Source organism: Sphingobium nicotianae, from assembly GCF_018603885.1.
GTDB lineage: Bacteria > Pseudomonadota > Alphaproteobacteria > Sphingomonadales > Sphingomonadaceae > Sphingobium > Sphingobium nicotianae.
Window position 1 is genome coordinate 136,679 of record NZ_JAHGAW010000012.1, and the last position, 15,926, is coordinate 152,604.

Below are 15,926 nucleotides of genomic sequence, written 5' to 3' on the forward strand. Positions count from 1 at the left end.
GTGTGCCTCCGTGGACCGGCTCAAGCCGCCATCACCCCCGCATCGCCATACAGCTCCGCCACCACGTCGGGTCGCATGTCCGCTTCCCCGCTGTCTTCGAAGAGCACGGTGAGGACATCCTCGCCGCGCGCCGTGCTGTGGACACGGACGAACTCGCCGGTCGGCCGGAAGCCGAGTTTGCGCAGCACCCGGCTCGACGCGGGATTGTCGACGGCATGGCAGGCGCGGATCGTGCGGTGGCCCATGGCGCGGGCGGCATGGACGAGCGCACTGGTGGCCTCCGTCGCGAAGCCGAGGCCCCAATAAGGCCGCGCCACCCAATAGCCGAGCTCAACCGCGCCATCCTCGCAGGGCTTGAGCCCGCAGCCGCCGATCAGCCGCGGCGTTCCCTGCGTGCGCGAGAAAGCGAGCAGGCGCGGATGGCGATGGTCGATCGGCAGCGCGAGGAAGGCCTGCGCATCGTCGATCGAATAGGGAAAGGGCACGCGCCCGAGATTGCGAGCGACGGTTTCGTCGTTCAGGGCAGCGCTCAGCGCGGGGGCGTCATCGGCCCAGCCGGGCCGCAGTAACAGTCGGGAAGTACGGGCGAACATCTTGAAGTCTCTCCTGGCGCGCACGGCCATTGCCGTGCGTTGATGACGAACTTGCGACAGGCTTGAGACCCCCGGCCTTTGCGTACGCAAAACGGGCCAAGCGCTGTCTGGATCCCAGGGAGACAAGAAAAAAGGGAGGAGGGGCGACCCCTTCTCCCTTGGTGCAGTGCGGACCGGTCTCCCGGTCCCCAAGGGATCGCCCTTATGAGCGATCCCGTTGGTATCGCTCGATTATTCCGCGGCTTCCGCCATCATGTCGACCGATACATATTTGCGGCCGAGCTTGCCCTCGTGGAAGGCCACGCGGCCTTCGATGAGCGCGAACAGGGTATGGTCCTTGCCGATGCCGACATTGCGGCCCGGATAGAATTTGGTGCCCCGCTGACGGACGAGAATGTTGCCGCCGAGGACGGTCTGGCCGCCGAACTTCTTCACGCCCAGGCGCTTCGATTCAGAATCGCGACCGTTGCGCGACGAACCGCCAGCTTTCTTATGTGCCATGGTCTATACTCCTCGTATCTCTAGCGGCTCAGGCTTCGGCGGCTGCGGGCGCAGCGTCGTCGGCCTTCTTGGCGGCGACCTTCTTCTTCGGCGCTTCGCCGCCGATCGACACGATCTTGAGGATCGTGTGCTGCTGGCGATGGCCGTTGCGACGGCGATAATTGTGGCGGCGACGCTTCTTGAAGACGATCACCTTCTCGCCCTTGGCCTGCGCGATGATCTCCGCGGAGACGGCCACGCCCTTGCTGTCCTTGATCTCCGAGCCTTCGCCCGTGAGCAGGACATCGTCCAGCGTGATGGTGTCGCCGGCTTCGCCCGCGAGCTTCTCAACGACGATCTTGTCTCCGGCGGCGACGCGATACTGCTTGCCGCCCGTACGCACGACTGCGAACATGGGCTGAACTTCTCTATTAAAACTGCTTAGCGCGAACGACATGGCACAGCCACGGCTGCCCGCGCGGGAAAGGGCCCCTTAGTGGCGCCCTCCGATTCTGTCAACGGCGCAAATCCGGCTTTCCCGACTCAATCGGCGGTCGGCATCGCCCCGTCATAGCGCCCACGCGGGCGGATGAGCGAGCCGGTCGTCACTTGCTCGATCGCGTGAGCGACCCAGCCGACGCTGCGCCCGAGCGCGAACAGGACGAACGGCGCGTCGTCCGGCAGCGCCAGCGCGCGGGCCAGCGCGCACAAGGCGAAGTCGATATTGGGCGGCTGTCCACCCACCTCGCGCACCGCATCGCGCAGCCGCGCCATGACCGGATCGAGCGTGAGCCGATCGAGCAGCGGGACGGCGCGCACATCTCCTTGCGGATAGAGCATATGGCCGAATGCCTGCAGTTCGTGGCCGGCGGCGAGCCATTGATCCAGCGCCGCTGTGATGCCATGCCGCTCCGCCTGGCCGACCAGCATCGCAAGCGACGCACCCGCCGCGCCATGGCGCGGGCCGGACAGGGTGGCGAGTCCGGCGAGCAGGCAGGCGGCGATCGATGCGCCCGTCGAGGCGGCAACGCGCACCGTGAAGGTCGAGGCATTGAGATCATGGTCGGCGATCAGCACGAGCGCTTGTCTCAGCAAGTCGGCGCCGGTCGCATCGACGCGCCAGGCGGCGGCTAGGCGAGCATGCAGTGGGTCATCGCTCTCCGGCAGCCCGAAGCCGCTGGCGAGGCGCGCGACACCCCGGGCGCCGTCGATGCCGAGCTGGGTCGGGGAGCGGTGCAGGCTGGCCGGGGCAGCGACGGCCAGGTCGGCCAGCGCGGCGAAGGGACTGGCGAAGGCGCCGTGATCCGCTTCGGCAAAGTGAGGCGGCGCGGCCTGCTCCCACAGCAAGGCCGCGATCTCCTCCAGCGTCGCGGTTGCGGAGAGGGCAACGGCATCCTCGCCGCGATAGATCAGCCGGCCGCGATCGATCGTCGAGAGGCGGGTCGGGATGCTCGGCTCGCCCCAGCTGATCGCGCCCGCCGCGATGGCGCCGGCCTTGCGCGGACGCTTCTGCCGGGCGGCGAGCCGGTCGATGTCGCTCGCGGCATAGAGGCTGCGGCGCGGATCGGCCGGGTCCGGCCGCGCGCCGATCCAGCCGCGGCTGACATAGGCATAGAGCGTCTGCGCCCGTACGCCGAGCTGCGTCATCGCGTGGGCCCGGCCGATCCAGTCGCTCATAGTTGATTCACTTGATCAAGATTGATGAACATCGGTTGGTGCATCATGGGAGGCTCCTTCGAGGTCAAGGAGGAATGTCGATGGCCGGTGGACTGGATGACGTGATCGCGGCGGAAACCGTGCTTTCGGATGTGGACGGCGCGGCCGGTCGGCTGGTCATTCGCGGCCATGCGCTGAGCGAGATCGCCGGCAGCTGGACCTTCGAGCAGGTGCTCGCCCTGCTGTTCGATGGCTTCTTCACCGATCTGCCGGACGAGGCCGCGCTCCGGCGCGCGCTTGGCGAAGCGCGCGTTGAAGTCGGCCACGGCATCGCGCCCCTCCTGCCCGAGCTCGCGGCGCTCGGCCCGTTCGACGGGATGCGCGCCGGCGTCGCGCTCCTGCCGGACGGCGCCGGGCTCGGCGACGCCCTGCGCCTGATCGCCGCGCCGGCTGTATTGCTGCCCGCCATCGTGCGGCTGCAAGCGGGGCAGGCAACGATCGCGCCCGATGCCGATCTTCCCCACGCCGCCGACATGATTCGCATGCTGACAGACGAGGCATCGGGTCCGAAGGTCGCGGCGCTGGAAACCTATCTCGCCACGGTCTGCGATCATGGCCTCAATGCCTCGACCTTCGCGGCGCGCGTGGTCGCCTCGACCGGCGCCGGCCTCATGTCCTGCGCGCTGGCGGCCCTCAGCGCGCTCAAGGGCCCGCTGCACGGCGGCGCACCCGGGCCGGTGATCGAGATGCTGGATGCCATTGCGCAAGCGGGCGACGCGCGCGGCTGGCTGACCGATCTCGTCCGGTCGGGCGGGCGGATCATGGGCTTCGGACATCGCATCTACCGCGTGCGCGATCCGCGTGCCGATGCGCTCAAGGCGGCGGTTCGGCGGCTGGCCGGCAGCGCGGGCGACGCCCGGCTGCGCTTCGCCGAGGAGGTGGAGCGGACGGCGCTCGGGGTGCTGAGGGCGCACAAGCCCGGCCGCGTGCTGCAGACCAATGTCGAATTCTACACCGCCCTGCTGCTTGAGGCGGTGGGCTTCCCGCCCGATGCCTTCACTGCCGTGTTCGCGGCGGGGCGCATGACCGGCTGGCTGGCGCATGCCCGCGAGCAGGCGCTGACCGGGCGGCTGATCCGCCCCCGATCGTCCTATATCGGGCCGCAGACCGATCTCGCCGCCTGAGGCGGCCGATGAGTCGTTGAACCGTCACGAACGGGCGCCTACATGGCGGGGATCATGCTTCGCCGCCTCGCCGCCTTCATCGCCCTGTTCGCCCTCGCGCCGGTCCCGGCCGAAGCGCAGACACGCGCCTTTCCCTCGCTCGCCAAGCGGCCGATCGAATCGCGCGATCGCTCGACGCCCGCGCCGCAGGTGGTGCAGCCCGCACCGACCGATCCGGCGCTCGCCGCCGAAGTCGCCAAGCTGGACCAGCAGGCCTCCGGTGGCGATGCCGCCTTCCAGCAACAAATCGCCGAGGGGCGCGCCAGCACGGCCGCCGCCAGCGGATCGGCGCCATCGAGCGAGGCCTGGGTCAAGGCCCAGGCCTCGATCAGCGCGCTCGACAGCGCCCGCTACGAGAGCGTCGCCGCGATGGCCGGGCTCGACACGCTCTTTATCAATCGCCAGGACAATGCGGATGGCGCCCGCGTCGCCGCCGATCTCGCGGCGATCGATCCGGTGCGCACGAAGGTGCTGGCGCTCGTCGACGCGCAGAATGACGCGCTGGACGGGCTCAGGAACTCGCTGAAGCAGCCTTGATCCAAAACCGTGCTCCTGCTTTCGCGGGAGCACTTGCTGGTTCAATCGTGGGCCGATAGTCCTCTGAGCGCCCCGGCATGTTCCGCGCCTTCCTGGACATAGCCCTTCACGCCGCGCTGCATGCCGACGATATCCGCGTCGCTGAGGTCACGCATGAACTTGGCCGGCCGCCCGCTCCACAGCTGGCGCGCGGGCATCTTCTTCTTGGGCGTCAGCATCGCGCCGGCCGCCAGCATCGCGTCGCCCTCGATCTCGCAACCGTCCATCACGATGGCGCCCATGCCGACGAAGGCGCGATCGTGCAGGATGCAGCCATGGACCAGCGCCATATGGCCGATCAGCACATCCTCGCCGATGATCGCGGGATGGCCGCCATCGCCATAGTCGGTCTCGACATGGACCATGCTGAGGTCCTGGATGTTCGAGCGCGCGCCGACCCGGATATAGTTGATGTCCGCCCGCAGCACGCAATTATACCAGATGCTCGCCTGCGGCCCGATCTCGACATCGCCGATAATGCGGCAGCCCGGCGCGATGAAGGCGCTTTCGTGGATGCGCGGCGTCTTGCCGTTGAGGGCCAGGATGGTGACGTCCGGCCAGCGGATGGCGGCGTCGGCGGGCGAGGTGATGATCGACATGGGCGGGATATGGCGCCGATGGCGGCTGGAGATCAACGGAATATCGCTGGGCGTGATCGGAGCCGATGGGCGCTTTCCTCGACAGGCAAGGAAAAGCGCCGCGTCTTGCATGACATTCGGTTTATCCCCGAATGCGAGCCAGCCACGCTTCCCGCGTCAGCTGATAGACCATCGTCGGATTGTCCTGCGGCGGATAATCGGTGTCGACATAGTCGAGATCGGCGCGGCGGCTCATGCCGAGCTTTTCCATCAGCCCCCAGGACGCCCTGTTTCCCTGCGAGGTCTGGCCGAACAGGGTGGTGATGCCGAACCGCCCGAAGGCAAGGGCGAGTACGGCCTGCGCGGCCTCGCGCGCATAGCCCTGCCCCCAGGCATCCTCGCGCAGCGCCCAGCCGATCTGCGGCTGCCCGCGCAAAGCCGCAGGCGCCTCGTGCGTGTCGATCGTCGAGAGACCGCAATGGCCGATCAGGCAGCGGTCGTTCCGGCGCTCCAGCATCATGAAGGAGAAGCCATGCTTGGCCCAGCCTTCCGCCCGGCGCCGGAAGCTCTCATGGACCCGATCGGACGGGACCGGTCCGCCGAGATGCGCCATCACCGCGTCATTGTTCATATGCTTGAGCCAGACGGTGCGGTCGCCGGGCGCCTCGGTGCGCAGCAGCAGGCGTTCTGTCTCGACGATGATCTCGGTCTTGAGGCGCGACGGCGCGCTCATGGCCGGCGCGCGATGCTGTAGGTGACGTGGCGCCGCAGCGGGCTGTCCGGCGCCTCGGCGGGATGGTCGAAATCGAGATCGGGCTGGCGCACCATGCCGAGCCGTTCCATCAGCCCCCAGCCGCGCGTATTGGCGAGCACGGTCATCGCTCGGATGTCCGGCGCGTCGCTATTGGCGAAGCCCCAGGCCAGGCTCGCTAGCGCCGCTTCCTTGGCATAGCCCCTGCCCCAGCTGTCCGCGCGGAAGCGCCAGCCAATCTCGATGCGCCCCTCCAGCGGCGTGCCGGCCGGCCCGGGCTTGAGGCCGCAAAAGCCGAGAAAAGCCCCATCCTCACGCCGCTCGACCACCCAGAAGCAATAGCCGTGCTCGGCCTGAAATCCGCGCTGCCGATCGATGGCGTCCTGGACCTGCTCGGCCGTCTGCGGCGGTCCGAGAAATTCCATCACCGCCGCATCGGTGCAGAGGGCGAGCAGGGCCGGATGATCCGCGTCTCGCCAGCCGCGCAGCGTGAGCCGCTCGGTGGGGAGCGCGAACTCAGCCATTGAGCAGCCGCGCGGCGTCCATCGCGTGATAGGTGAGGACACCGGTGCAGCCCGCGCGCTTGAAGGCCGTCAGCGTCTCGAGGATCAGCGCATCGCGATCCCCCGCGCCGACCGCGGCCGCGGCCTCGATCATCGCATATTCGCCGCTCACCTGATAGGCGAAGACCGGCACGTCGAAGGCGTCCTTCACTCGCGCGACGATGTCGAGATAGGGCAGGCCGGGCTTCACCATCACGCTGTCGGCGCCTTCGGCGAGGTCGAGCGCGACCTCGCGCAGCGCCTCGGCGCCATTGGCCGGGTCCATCTGGTAGTTCTTCTTGTCGCCCTTCAGCAGCCCGCGCGATCCGACCGCGTCGCGGAACGGGCCATAGAAGGCCGAGGCATATTTGGCAGCATAGGCCATGATCTGGACATTGGCATGGCCCTCCGCCTCCAGCGCCTCACGGATCGCGCCGATGCGCCCGTCCATCATGTCGCTGGGCGCGATGATGTCGGCGCCGGCGGCGGCCTGGTTGAGCGACTGGCCGATGAGCACGTCGACGGTCGCGTCATTGACCACATAGCCGGCCTCGTCGAGCAGGCCGTCCTGGCCATGAACGGTATAGGGATCGAGCGCGACGTCGGTAAGCAGGCCGATGTCCGGCACCGCATCCTTGATGGCGCGGATCGCCTGGCACATCAGATTGTCGGGATTGAGCGCCTCGGCGCCATCGTCGCTCCGCCTGTCCGCTTCCGTATTGGGAAAGAGCGCGAGGCAGGGGATGCCGGCACTCGCCGCATCCTTCGCGCGCGCCACGGCAAGATCGACCGACCAGCGCGAGACGCCGGGCAGGCTGGCGATCGGCTCCTGCGTCTGCTTGCCGGCGGTGATGAACAGCGGCCAGATGAAATCGGCCGGCGAGAGGCGATGCTCGGCATGCAGCGCCCGGCTCCAGGCCGAGGCGCGCGTGCGGCGCATGCGGATGGCGGGATAAGCGGGCGCGGGGAAAGTGGGCATATGGGCGCATTAGGCCCCGGCGCGTCGCCGTTCAACCGGGAAGCCTCCGTGTTCCTGCGAAAGCAGGAACCAGGGCGCAACCGACGAGCCTAACTGCCCTGGGCTCCTGCTTCCGCAGGAGCACTGCTTTGATTGCAGGAGGTGCTTCTACAGCGTGACTGTCAGCGTATTGAGCGCGGCGACGCCTGCGGGATTATAGGCCGCCCAGACCGGCAGCAGCCCGGCCGCCCCGACCGACAGGCCACACAGCACATAGCCGACCGCGGTCAGGATCGGCGGATGCGCGACGCCCGCGCGCCGGTTGCGCGCGGCCGACGACAGAACGAAACTCAGAAGCGCGCTGTAGGTCAGCCCCGCAAATGCCAGCATGTCTCACTCATAATCTCGAAACGGAACCGGCCGCGCATCCCTGTTTGCCCGATGCGTGGCCGGCTGGTTCGATAAACCCGCGGTGGTTAATGCCGGGTGTCACGCGCGGCCGCAGTATCAATGCGACAGGACGTCCCTGTCCTACACGGCGCCGATCATGGCAGGATACGCGCCCGCTCCTTCTCATCGTTTCGTCAATCTCCATCATCCAGGCCGTTCCGCGCCCGCGACCCGACTTGTCCGCGATTTGCCATGTGTCATATGCACGAGGTTCGTGATGTTTAGATAGGTAATAAATTGATATAAATAGGTTATCTGTTTTTCATCTTCATTCCGAAACAGCCGAAGTTCACATCATGAAGAGGGTTTTCTGCGCCCGGCCCGCCAGAACGCGCGCAAATATCCCGGTGGGCAGTGCGGTCATCGCTTGCTAGGGGGCGTCATGACCGACCTTCCCCCGCCGACCGACGGCATCAAGGACCATCCGTTCGATTCCGCCTTGTCCGAGCGCTACCTGGTCTATGCGCTCTCCACGATCACCGCCCGCTCGCTGCCCGATCTGCGCGATGGCCTCAAGCCTGTGCATCGCCGCCTGCTCTGGGCCATGCGCCTGCTGCGGCTGGAGCCGAGCGGCGCCGCGCCCGACGTGCTGGTCGCCAACCCGGCGCGCAACAACACCAGCTACAAGAAATGCGCCCGCGTCGTCGGCGACGTCATCGGCAAATATCATCCGCATGGCGACCAGTCGGTCTATGATGCGATGGTGCGCCTCGCGCAGGATTTCTCGCTGCGCACCCCGCTGGTCGATGGCCAGGGCAATTTCGGCAATATCGACGGCGATAATGCCGCCGCCATGCGCTACACCGAGGCGCGTCTCACCCAGGCCGCCGCCGATCTCATGGCCGGCCTCGACAATGGCACGGTCGATTTCCGCCCGACCTATAATGGCGAGGAGGAAGAGCCCGAGGTCTTCCCCGGCCTCTTTCCCAATCTGCTCGCCAATGGCGCCAGCGGCATCGCGGTTGGCATGGCAACCAGCATCCCGCCGCACAATGTCGCCGAGATCATCGACGCCGCCAGCCTGCTGATCGAGAATCCCAATGCCGAGCATGCGGCCCTGATGACACTGATGCGGGGGCCGGACTTCCCGACTGGCGGCCTGCTGGTCGATCCGCCCTCGGTCATCTCGGATGCCTATGCGACCGGGCGCGGCTCGCTGCGCCTGCGCGCGCGCTGGCACAAGGAGGATGAGGGGCGCGGCACCTGGATCGCGGTGGTCGACCAGATCCCCTATGGCGTCGCCAAGGGCAAGCTCATCGAGCAGATCGCCCAGCTCATCGCCGACAAGAAGCTGCCCATCCTGGCGGACGTGCGCGACGAATCGGACGAGGTGCTGCGCATCGTGCTGGAGCCGCGCGCGCGCACCGTCGATCCGGACGTGCTGATGGACAGCCTTTATCGGCTGACCGACCTGGAGAATCGCTTCCCGCTCAACATGAACGTGCTGGGCGCGGACCGCACGCCGCGCGTGATGGGCCTCAAGGATCTGCTGCTTGCCTGGTTGGTCCACCAGATCGACGTGCTGGTGCGCCGCGCGCGCCACCGCATCGAGCAGATCGACAGCCGGCTGGAGCTGCTCGACGGCTATATCATCGCCTATCTCAATCTCGACCGGGTGATCGAGATCATCCGCACCGAGGACGAGCCAAAGCCGCTGATGATGGCGGAGTTCCAGCTCACCGACCGGCAGGCCGAGGCGATCCTCAACATGCGGCTGCGCAGCCTGCGCAAGCTCGAGGAAATGGAGCTGCGTCGCGAGCATACGGAGCTGACCGGCGAGCGCGACGATCTGCAGAAGCTGGTCGATTCGCCGGCGCGGCAGAAGACCCGGCTCAAGAAGGATCTGGCCGAACTGCGCAAGCGCTACACGCCGGATCAGGGCATCGGCGCGCGCCGCACCGGATTCGAAGTGGCGGGGCCGGCGCGCGAGATTCCGCTCGAAGCGATGATCGAACGCGAGCCGATCACCGTCATCATGTCCCAGCGCGGCTGGATCCGCGCGATGAAGGGCCATGTCGACCTCGGCTCGACCGACGCGCTCAAGTTCAAGGAAGGCGATGGCCCGGCCTATGCCTTCCATGCGCAGACCACCGACAAGCTGCTGCTCGCCGGATCGGACGGGCGCTTCTACACGCTGGCGTCGGACAAGCTCCCGGGCGGCCGCGGTTTCGGCGAACCGGTGCGGCTGATGATCGATCTTGCCAACGAGACTGGCATCATCGCGCTGTTGCCGGCGCGTCCCGAGGGCCGGCTGCTGCTCGCCGCGAGCGACGGGCGCGGTTTCTTGGCGCCGATGAGCGAGATCATCGCCGAGACGCGCAAGGGCAAGCAGGTCGTCAATCTCAAGGACAAGGCGGCGCTCAAGATCGTGCGGCCGATCGCGCCGGGCGACGATTCGGTCGCGGTGATCGGCGACAACCGCAAGCTCGTCATCTTCTCGCTCGCCGAGTTGCCTGAGATGACGCGCGGTCAGGGCGTGACGTTGCAGCGCTATCGTGACGGCGGCCTCTCCGACGCGACGACCCTGGTGCTGGCGCAGGGTCTCAGCTGGGCGATGGGCGGCGAGACCGGGCGGACGCGGACCGAGACCGATCTGCTGCCTTGGCGGGCGGCCAGGGGCGCGGCGGGGCGCATGCCGCCGACGGGCTTCCCTCGCGACAATCGCTTCGATTGAAGCAATCGCCGGTGTTTTGTTGATGGTTCAACAAATTAGGCCGGCCCGTCGCGTACTTTAGTCTAAATTTACCATGGCAGCTTATGCCCATGGCCATGACTGTCCGCGCAAAACGGGACGTACACGGCACGACGGCCGCCACGAGTGGGCGACCGACACATCGTCGCGCCCGGCGGATCGGCGAGGGGGCGGGGGCTCCGGCTGGCGGTTTTTCGGCGCTTTTGCGGGCTTTGCCCTATCCCGCCGCGCTCCTCGGACTGTCCGGCGACCTGATCGATATAGTTGGCATCAATGATGAATTCTCCCGATTCGATGAAGACGTCTCCGTCGCCGTGCTACCGCTGGAGCGACGCACGGCGAAACATTTCGACTGGCGAGAACGCGCACTGGCCATGTTCACCTCCCGCCGCGCATCGGATCGATTCGAACTGGAATTCCAGGGGCACCTTGGCGCGCGCGTGTTCAGCTGCTCGCTCACCTGGGTCGAGGGCGAGGATGGGCAGGAGTCCATGCTGCTTTTCACCGCGACGGACCGTACCAGCGAGCGCAAGGCCGAAAGCACGCTGCGCAAGGAATTGCTCACCGACAGCTTGACTTCGCTACCCAACCGCATCGGCTTTGTCGAAGAGATTGAACTGCTGGTCGAGGAGCGCAAGGACACGCTTGGCAAGGCGGGCTACGCGATCATCGCGCTCGACCTCATCCGCTTCTCCCGTATCAACGAATCGCTCGGCGCCATGGCGGGCGACGAGCTCATCATCACCGTCGCGCGCCGCGTGAAGTCGGTGCTGCGCGCGGGCGACGTGCTGGCGCGGATCGGCGGCAATGAGTTCGCGATCTTCGCGCATGTCGGGCACGGGCTTTCCGAGGTGCTGCAGATCGCCGATCGCGTCCGCAAGGCCTTCGAATCGCCGATTCGGCTCTCCACCTATCTCATCAACGTCGAGGTGGCGCTGGGCTGCGCGCTGGCGCAGGATGATGACGAGGATCTCGAAAATCTGCTCCGCCAGGCCCAGGCGGCGGTCAAGCGCGCCAAGAAATCCGGCACGCTGGAAGTCTATCGCGCCCATGTGCTGCGCGAGGCGCTGAAGCGCTTCACGCTGGAAAATCGCCTGCGCGAAGCGATCGAACATGGCGAGATGTCCATGGTCTTTCAGCCGCTGATCAATCTGCAGACCGGCGCGGTCAAGGGCTTCGAGGCGCTGGCGCGCTGGGAGGATTCGGTGCTCGGTTCGGTTTCGCCGGTCGATTTCATCCCGGTCGCCGAGGAATCGGGCCTGATCGTGCCGCTCGGCCGCTGGGCGATGTGCGAATGTGCGCAGACGCTGGCGGACTGGGACCGCCGTTTCGGCGAGGCGCTGCCGATCACGATGAACGTCAATCTCTCGCCGGTGCAGATGGTGCGCGACAACGTACCGCGCGCGGTCGAGGAAGCGCTGCGCTATGCCGGCATCGACGGTAATCGCCTGTGCATCGAGCTCACCGAAAGCGCGCTGATCGCCGATCCCGACAAGACGCGCCAGCTCCTCGCCGCGCTGCAGGCCATGAACGTCACCGTTGCGATGGACGATTTCGGGACCGGCTTCTCCAACCTCGCAAGCCTCCAGTCGCTGCCGATCGACCTGCTCAAGATCGACCGCAGCTTCGTCACCGACATGATCGGCGACGAGGACAAGATTGCGATCATCCGCGCCATCATCAGCCTCGCGGGCGCGCTCGGCATGCAGACGACAGCCGAAGGCATCGAGAAGCCGGAAATGGCGGAGGCGCTCGCCAGGCTCGGCTGCCACTATGGCCAGGGCTATTTCTTTGCCAAGCCGCTACCGACGCTCGAAGCCTATCGCTACTGGCTCGACCGCAGCGCCGACACGATCATCTGAGCCGCCATTGCGCGGGTTTCCGCCGCAGCCGGGAAGCCCGCCGCGATCCACGCCCGCTCGATAGCCTGCAGCGTTCGCGCGACCTGGGGGCCCGCCTGCAATCCCATCGCGATGAGATCGCCGCCCGAGAGAGGCAGCCTGGGGATGTCCCATGCCGCCAGCTTTGCCGCGTCCTCGCCTGGAAAAGCGAAACCGAGCAGGATCTGATCGACGGCGCTTTGTGGCCCCAGCCGGTAGGCCAGTGCCTGCGCAGAGTCCGCATCGGTGGGCGTCAGCGCTTTCTGAAGGCGCAGTCGCGCCTTGTTGGAGAGCCGTAGTCGCGCGCCGACCTGCTCGGCCAGCATGCCATCGCGCGGCAGCAGCGCGGCGAGGCGGCGCAGGCCGTCGGGCGCGACGCCGGCCTTGGCCTCCGCCGCGACCAGTGCACGCAAGGCGGTCACGCCGTCGCGATCGATCTCCGGGAGCACTGGCTTCAGCACGTCATCCTCGACCATCGCGGCCAGCACTGCGGTTGGATCGGGCAACGACAGGAGGCGGAGCAATTCGTCCGAAATGCGCTCGCGCGAAAGCGCCATGAGGCTCGTCGCGTGTTCGACGCAGGCAACATAATCGGCGGTACTGCGATCCAGCGAGCCGAAGCGGGCGACAAAGCGGAAATAGCGCAGGATGCGCAGATGATCCTCGGCGATCCGAGCATGCGGATCGCCGATGAAATGCACCCGTCGCGCTGCAAGGTCCGTCCGTCCGCCGAAATAATCGTCGAGCGTCCCATCGAGCGGATTTGCATAGAGCGCGTTCATCGTGAAGTCGCGCCGCGCCGCATCCTCGCGCCAGTCGGTGCCGAAGGCGACCGTCGCGCGCCGTCCGTCGGTCGAGACGTCGCGGCGCAGCGTCGTGATCTCCACCGGTGCGCCGCTCAGCACCGCGGTGATCGTGCCGTGGGCGATCCCTGTCGGCACCGCGCGCAGCCCCGCCGCCTTGACGCGTTTCACAACCTCCTCGGGTGTGTGGATGGTCGCGATGTCGATGTCCTTGACCGGGAGCCCGAGCAGCCCGTCCCGGACGGCGCCGCCCACGAAGCGGGCCTGGCCTGCTCCCGCGCCCAGCGCATCGCAGAGTCTGATGAGGCCGGATTGCTCGCGCCACCGGGCGGGCGGCAGGGTATCGGGCAGAGCGTCGCTCACGGGCGGTTCTGCATCAGGGCTGCGTCGGCGGCCTCAATCCGCCGCGCGAGATTGACCAGCATCGCCGCCGTCACGCCCCAGATGCGCCGGTCCTCCCAGATATATTCATAATAGCTGCGCTTGCTGCCCTGCCAGTCGACCGTCTCGTAACGGCGATTGACGGGATCGAGGAGGAAATCCAGCGGCACCTCAAAGATCGCTTCCACCTCCGCCTCGGCGGGATGAAGCGGCAGATCGGGAGGAATGATGCCGACGATCGGCTCGACCGAGAAGCCGGTGCCGGTGCGGAACATGTCCGAGCGGCCGAGGATCTCGACATGCTCGCGCGGCAGCGCGATCTCTTCCTCCGCCTCACGCAGGGCGGCGGCGATCGCGTCAGGATCCTCGGGATCGAGCCGACCGCCGGGGAAGGCGACCTGCCCGGCATGTGCGCGCAGGTTTGCATGGCGCTGGGTCAGGATCATCCCGGGCTGCGGCCGGTCGGTAATGGCGATCAGCACGGCGGCGGGCGTGAAGGGGCCGTCAGGCATCGGCCGGTTCTGGTAAAGGAACACGTCCTGCACCTGCTCACGGTTGAGCGTGGGCGAGAGCGCGGCGGCGAGGCGGGCGCGCAGGGTCATGGCGCTACCGTCTCCTGGGGTTCAAGCGCATGAAAGGCGCCGCCTGACCAGAGGCCGGGTGGGTCATGGCCTTCCTCGATGGCGAGCTCGGCCAGCGCATAATAGACCGGGCGGGCGATCCGCGCGCGCAGCCCGGCATCCAGCATCAGATAGGGCCGAGGGCCATGCGCGCCTGCCTCGACGACGATGGCATGCGCCGCGTCCGCCATTTCCCACAGGCCCGTCGCGCCGATCCGGAAGCGCAGCGCGCGCGCCTCGCCCATACCCTCGCTTCCCATCTCGATCGCGATGAGTGGCGCGTCGTCGACGTCGATGTCGAGCATCTCGACTGGCGTCACCAGCACATGGCGGCCATCGGCCTCTCGGCGCAATAGGCGGGCGAACAGGCTGACGAGGGCGGGCCGCAGGATGGGGCGGCCCTCATGATACCAGCGCCCTTCGGCATCGATCCGCATCCCGCTGTGGCCGCAGCGGTCCGGGTGCCATTGCTCGACCGGATAGCGCGCGGCTCCGCCCCGGTCGGCGGGCAGGCCGGCGATGATCGGTCCGGGGGTCGGATCGGGCGGCGGGTCAATCATGGTCCAGCAGATAGGCATGTGCGCCCGCCTTGGCAAAGGGAAGGCTCATGCCCGCTTGCGGGCGCATCCGGGAAAGCGCACCTTCACCGCGTAAAAATGGGAGGGAAGGCATGATGCGCGGAAGAATGATGACGGGCATGGGCGGCGTGGCCCTGCTGGCGGCGGGTTATGCGGCGGGCGCGGCCGATGCGCCGAAGCCCAAGGGCTATATCCTCGCCGAGGTCAATGTGACCGATGCCGAGGGAATGAAGCCCTATGCCGCCGCCACGCCTGCAATAATCGCCAGATTTGGCGGCCATTATATCGTGCGGGCCGGCAAGACCGCCTCGCTGGAAGGCGCGCCACCGGCGCCACGCATCGCGGTGATCGAGTTTCCGAGCTTCGCGGCCGCGCAGGCCTATTACAACTCGCCGGAATATTCGGCAATCCGCCCGGTCCGCCAGAAGGCGGCGACCAGCCGGCTGTTCCTGGTCGAAGGAACGGCGCCCTGAGTCTTGCCGCGCAATCTTAACGCGCAGTTCTAGTCTGCCCGGCGAGGGGAAACGGCAGGCCGCGTGGGCCGAGTGTGCCGGTGATGGGCAGGGCCATGCCAGCCGGCTGGCGCGTGAGCAGCCGGTGCCGCTCGACCGGACCCGGGACGTCCCACCCTGCCGTGCGCCGCGCGTCGAAGCCCCAGAAGCGGCCATAATATTCTGGATCGCCGATCATCACGAGCGGATCGCTGTCCGGCGTCCGGTCGACGGTCTCGATCAGCCAGTCCATTAGCGCCCGCCCGATGCCGTGGCGCTGCGCGTCCGGCTGGACGGCGACTGGGCCGACCATGATGAGCGGGCTCTGCGTCCCGTCCGGTTCGTGCAGGGCGACCGGCCAGCATTGCAGCGTGCCGAGCAGGCGGCCATCGGCATCGCGGGCGGCGAAGCTCAGGTCGGTGAACCAGGCCATGCCGAGACGGATGCGATAGGCGGTGCGGCCGTGGCGATTGGGGCCGAAGGCCGCGTCGAGCAGCGCGGCGATCGCCGCGTCTCCCGTTCCCGTCAATGACTCTATCCCGATCGCTGGCACCGTCACCGCTTGCCGTCCGCCTTCGTAGCGGGCAATAGCGCCCGAGGCGGCGGCCTTTAGCGGTTCGCGTCCAAATGAAAAGCGCAATTTAAGGGCGACGAATGACCGGGCCAGGCGGAGC

General features: G+C 67.3%; 18 protein-coding genes. 5 read left to right on the forward strand and 13 right to left on the reverse strand.

Going from position 1 to position 15,926, the window contains the following annotated elements; all coding sequences use genetic code 11:
* Positions 1–20 precede the first annotated feature (20 nt).
* From KK488_RS17595 to KK488_RS17610, 4 genes are all read right to left on the reverse strand, one after another.
* The gene (locus tag KK488_RS17595; RefSeq protein WP_214625010.1) at positions 21–593 is read right to left on the reverse strand and encodes a GNAT family N-acetyltransferase; all 573 of its coding nucleotides are present in this window, start codon (positions 591–593) and stop codon (positions 21–23) included.
* Positions 594–824: 231 nt separating this feature from the next.
* The gene (rpmA, locus tag KK488_RS17600; RefSeq protein ID WP_214625011.1) at positions 825–1,094 is read right to left on the reverse strand and encodes a 50S ribosomal protein L27; all 270 of its coding nucleotides are present in this window, start codon (positions 1,092–1,094) and stop codon (positions 825–827) included.
* 28 nt (positions 1,095–1,122) lie between these two features.
* Complete coding sequence (rplU, locus tag KK488_RS17605; RefSeq protein ID WP_214625012.1) at positions 1,123–1,488, reverse strand: 50S ribosomal protein L21; 366 nt, start codon at positions 1,486–1,488, stop codon at positions 1,123–1,125.
* 128 nt (positions 1,489–1,616) lie between these two features.
* Positions 1,617–2,750 (reverse strand): citrate synthase, encoded by a 1,134-nt coding sequence (locus tag KK488_RS17610; RefSeq protein WP_214625013.1) that lies wholly within the window; start codon positions 2,748–2,750, stop codon positions 1,617–1,619.
* An 80-nt stretch (positions 2,751–2,830) separates the two neighbouring features.
* Between KK488_RS17610 and KK488_RS17615 the strand changes: the two genes are divergently transcribed.
* The gene (locus tag KK488_RS17615; protein WP_214625014.1) at positions 2,831–3,913 is read left to right on the forward strand and encodes a citrate synthase/methylcitrate synthase; all 1,083 of its coding nucleotides are present in this window, start codon (positions 2,831–2,833) and stop codon (positions 3,911–3,913) included.
* Between the two features lie 42 nt (positions 3,914–3,955).
* Entirely contained in the window at positions 3,956–4,489 is a 534-nt protein-coding gene (locus tag KK488_RS17620) for a hypothetical protein (protein WP_214625015.1), read from the forward strand.
* 41 nt (positions 4,490–4,530) lie between these two features.
* Here KK488_RS17620 and KK488_RS17625 read toward each other — a convergent pair whose 3' ends face one another.
* From KK488_RS17625 to KK488_RS17645, 5 genes are all read right to left on the reverse strand, one after another.
* A complete protein-coding gene (locus KK488_RS17625) occupies positions 4,531–5,127 on the reverse strand; it encodes a gamma carbonic anhydrase family protein (RefSeq protein WP_214625016.1) in 597 nt (198 codons plus the stop codon).
* Between the two features lie 121 nt (positions 5,128–5,248).
* Complete coding sequence (locus KK488_RS17630) at positions 5,249–5,839, reverse strand: GNAT family N-acetyltransferase (RefSeq protein WP_214625017.1); 591 nt, start codon at positions 5,837–5,839, stop codon at positions 5,249–5,251.
* A complete protein-coding gene (locus KK488_RS17635; protein WP_214625018.1) occupies positions 5,836–6,381 on the reverse strand; it encodes a GNAT family N-acetyltransferase in 546 nt (181 codons plus the stop codon). The genes KK488_RS17630 and KK488_RS17635 overlap by 4 nt, the downstream gene beginning before the upstream one ends.
* Positions 6,374–7,378, reverse strand: a complete 1,005-nt coding sequence (gene hemB / locus KK488_RS17640) for a porphobilinogen synthase (protein ID WP_214625019.1) — start codon at positions 7,376–7,378, stop codon at positions 6,374–6,376. The genes KK488_RS17635 and hemB overlap by 8 nt, the downstream gene beginning before the upstream one ends.
* Before the next feature lie 147 nt (positions 7,379–7,525).
* The gene (locus tag KK488_RS17645; RefSeq protein WP_214625020.1) at positions 7,526–7,747 is read right to left on the reverse strand and encodes a hypothetical protein; all 222 of its coding nucleotides are present in this window, start codon (positions 7,745–7,747) and stop codon (positions 7,526–7,528) included.
* A 442-nt stretch (positions 7,748–8,189) separates the two neighbouring features.
* Between KK488_RS17645 and parC the strand changes: the two genes are divergently transcribed.
* Entirely contained in the window at positions 8,190–10,481 is a 2,292-nt protein-coding gene (gene parC, locus KK488_RS17650; RefSeq protein WP_214625021.1) for a DNA topoisomerase IV subunit A, read from the forward strand.
* A gap of 95 nt (positions 10,482–10,576) precedes the next feature.
* Positions 10,577–12,361 (forward strand): putative bifunctional diguanylate cyclase/phosphodiesterase, encoded by a 1,785-nt coding sequence (locus tag KK488_RS17655; RefSeq protein ID WP_214625022.1) that lies wholly within the window; start codon positions 10,577–10,579, stop codon positions 12,359–12,361.
* On the opposite strand, the gene KK488_RS17660 is transcribed toward KK488_RS17655, so the two are convergent.
* Genes KK488_RS17660 through KK488_RS17670 form a run of 3 tightly spaced genes read right to left on the reverse strand, consistent with a single transcriptional unit; the run spans position 12,325 to position 14,743 of the window.
* A complete protein-coding gene (locus KK488_RS17660; RefSeq protein WP_214625069.1) occupies positions 12,325–13,533 on the reverse strand; it encodes a CCA tRNA nucleotidyltransferase in 1,209 nt (402 codons plus the stop codon). The genes KK488_RS17655 and KK488_RS17660 overlap by 37 nt on opposite strands.
* A gap of 8 nt (positions 13,534–13,541) precedes the next feature.
* A complete protein-coding gene (locus tag KK488_RS17665; RefSeq protein WP_214625023.1) occupies positions 13,542–14,165 on the reverse strand; it encodes a CoA pyrophosphatase in 624 nt (207 codons plus the stop codon).
* Entirely contained in the window at positions 14,162–14,743 is a 582-nt protein-coding gene (locus KK488_RS17670; protein ID WP_214625024.1) for a DUF1285 domain-containing protein, read from the reverse strand. Before KK488_RS17670 ends, KK488_RS17665 begins: the two co-directional genes overlap by 4 nt.
* Positions 14,744–14,853: 110 nt before the next feature.
* On the opposite strand from KK488_RS17670, the gene KK488_RS17675 reads away from it, so the two are divergent.
* Positions 14,854–15,234 carry a DUF1330 domain-containing protein gene (locus KK488_RS17675; RefSeq protein WP_214625025.1) on the forward strand — a complete coding sequence of 127 codons (381 nt, stop codon included), beginning with the start codon at positions 14,854–14,856 and terminating at the stop codon, positions 15,232–15,234.
* Between the two features lie 16 nt (positions 15,235–15,250).
* Here KK488_RS17675 and KK488_RS17680 read toward each other — a convergent pair whose 3' ends face one another.
* Positions 15,251–15,781: a GNAT family N-acetyltransferase gene (locus KK488_RS17680; protein ID WP_250890644.1), complete on the reverse strand. Its 531-nt coding sequence runs from the start codon at positions 15,779–15,781 to the stop codon at positions 15,251–15,253.
* Positions 15,782–15,926: the final 145 nt, after the last annotated feature.

Excerpts from the sequence above, each read along its gene's own strand:
- KK488_RS17595 (WP_214625010.1), bottom strand. The coding sequence starts at position 593 with ATGTTCGCCCGTACTTCCCGACTGTTACTGCGGCCCGGCTGGGCCGAT.
- rpmA (WP_214625011.1), bottom strand. The coding sequence starts at position 1,094 with ATGGCACATAAGAAAGCTGGCGGTTCGTCGCGCAACGGTCGCGATTCT.
- rplU (WP_214625012.1), bottom strand. The coding sequence starts at position 1,488 with ATGTTCGCAGTCGTGCGTACGGGCGGCAAGCAGTATCGCGTCGCCGCC.
- KK488_RS17610 (WP_214625013.1), bottom strand. The coding sequence starts at position 2,750 with ATGAGCGACTGGATCGGCCGGGCCCACGCGATGACGCAGCTCGGCGTA.
- KK488_RS17615 (WP_214625014.1), top strand. The coding sequence starts at position 2,831 with ATGGCCGGTGGACTGGATGACGTGATCGCGGCGGAAACCGTGCTTTCG.
- KK488_RS17620 (WP_214625015.1), top strand. The coding sequence starts at position 3,956 with ATGGCGGGGATCATGCTTCGCCGCCTCGCCGCCTTCATCGCCCTGTTC.
- KK488_RS17625 (WP_214625016.1), bottom strand. The coding sequence starts at position 5,127 with ATGTCGATCATCACCTCGCCCGCCGACGCCGCCATCCGCTGGCCGGAC.
- KK488_RS17630 (WP_214625017.1), bottom strand. The coding sequence starts at position 5,839 with ATGAGCGCGCCGTCGCGCCTCAAGACCGAGATCATCGTCGAGACAGAA.
- KK488_RS17635 (WP_214625018.1), bottom strand. The coding sequence starts at position 6,381 with ATGGCTGAGTTCGCGCTCCCCACCGAGCGGCTCACGCTGCGCGGCTGG.
- hemB (WP_214625019.1), bottom strand. The coding sequence starts at position 7,378 with ATGCCCACTTTCCCCGCGCCCGCTTATCCCGCCATCCGCATGCGCCGC.
- KK488_RS17645 (WP_214625020.1), bottom strand. The coding sequence starts at position 7,747 with ATGCTGGCATTTGCGGGGCTGACCTACAGCGCGCTTCTGAGTTTCGTT.
- parC (WP_214625021.1), top strand. The coding sequence starts at position 8,190 with ATGACCGACCTTCCCCCGCCGACCGACGGCATCAAGGACCATCCGTTC.
- KK488_RS17655 (WP_214625022.1), top strand. The coding sequence starts at position 10,577 with ATGACTGTCCGCGCAAAACGGGACGTACACGGCACGACGGCCGCCACG.
- KK488_RS17665 (WP_214625023.1), bottom strand. The coding sequence starts at position 14,165 with ATGACCCTGCGCGCCCGCCTCGCCGCCGCGCTCTCGCCCACGCTCAAC.
- KK488_RS17670 (WP_214625024.1), bottom strand. The coding sequence starts at position 14,743 with ATGATTGACCCGCCGCCCGATCCGACCCCCGGACCGATCATCGCCGGC.
- KK488_RS17675 (WP_214625025.1), top strand. The coding sequence starts at position 14,854 with ATGATGCGCGGAAGAATGATGACGGGCATGGGCGGCGTGGCCCTGCTG.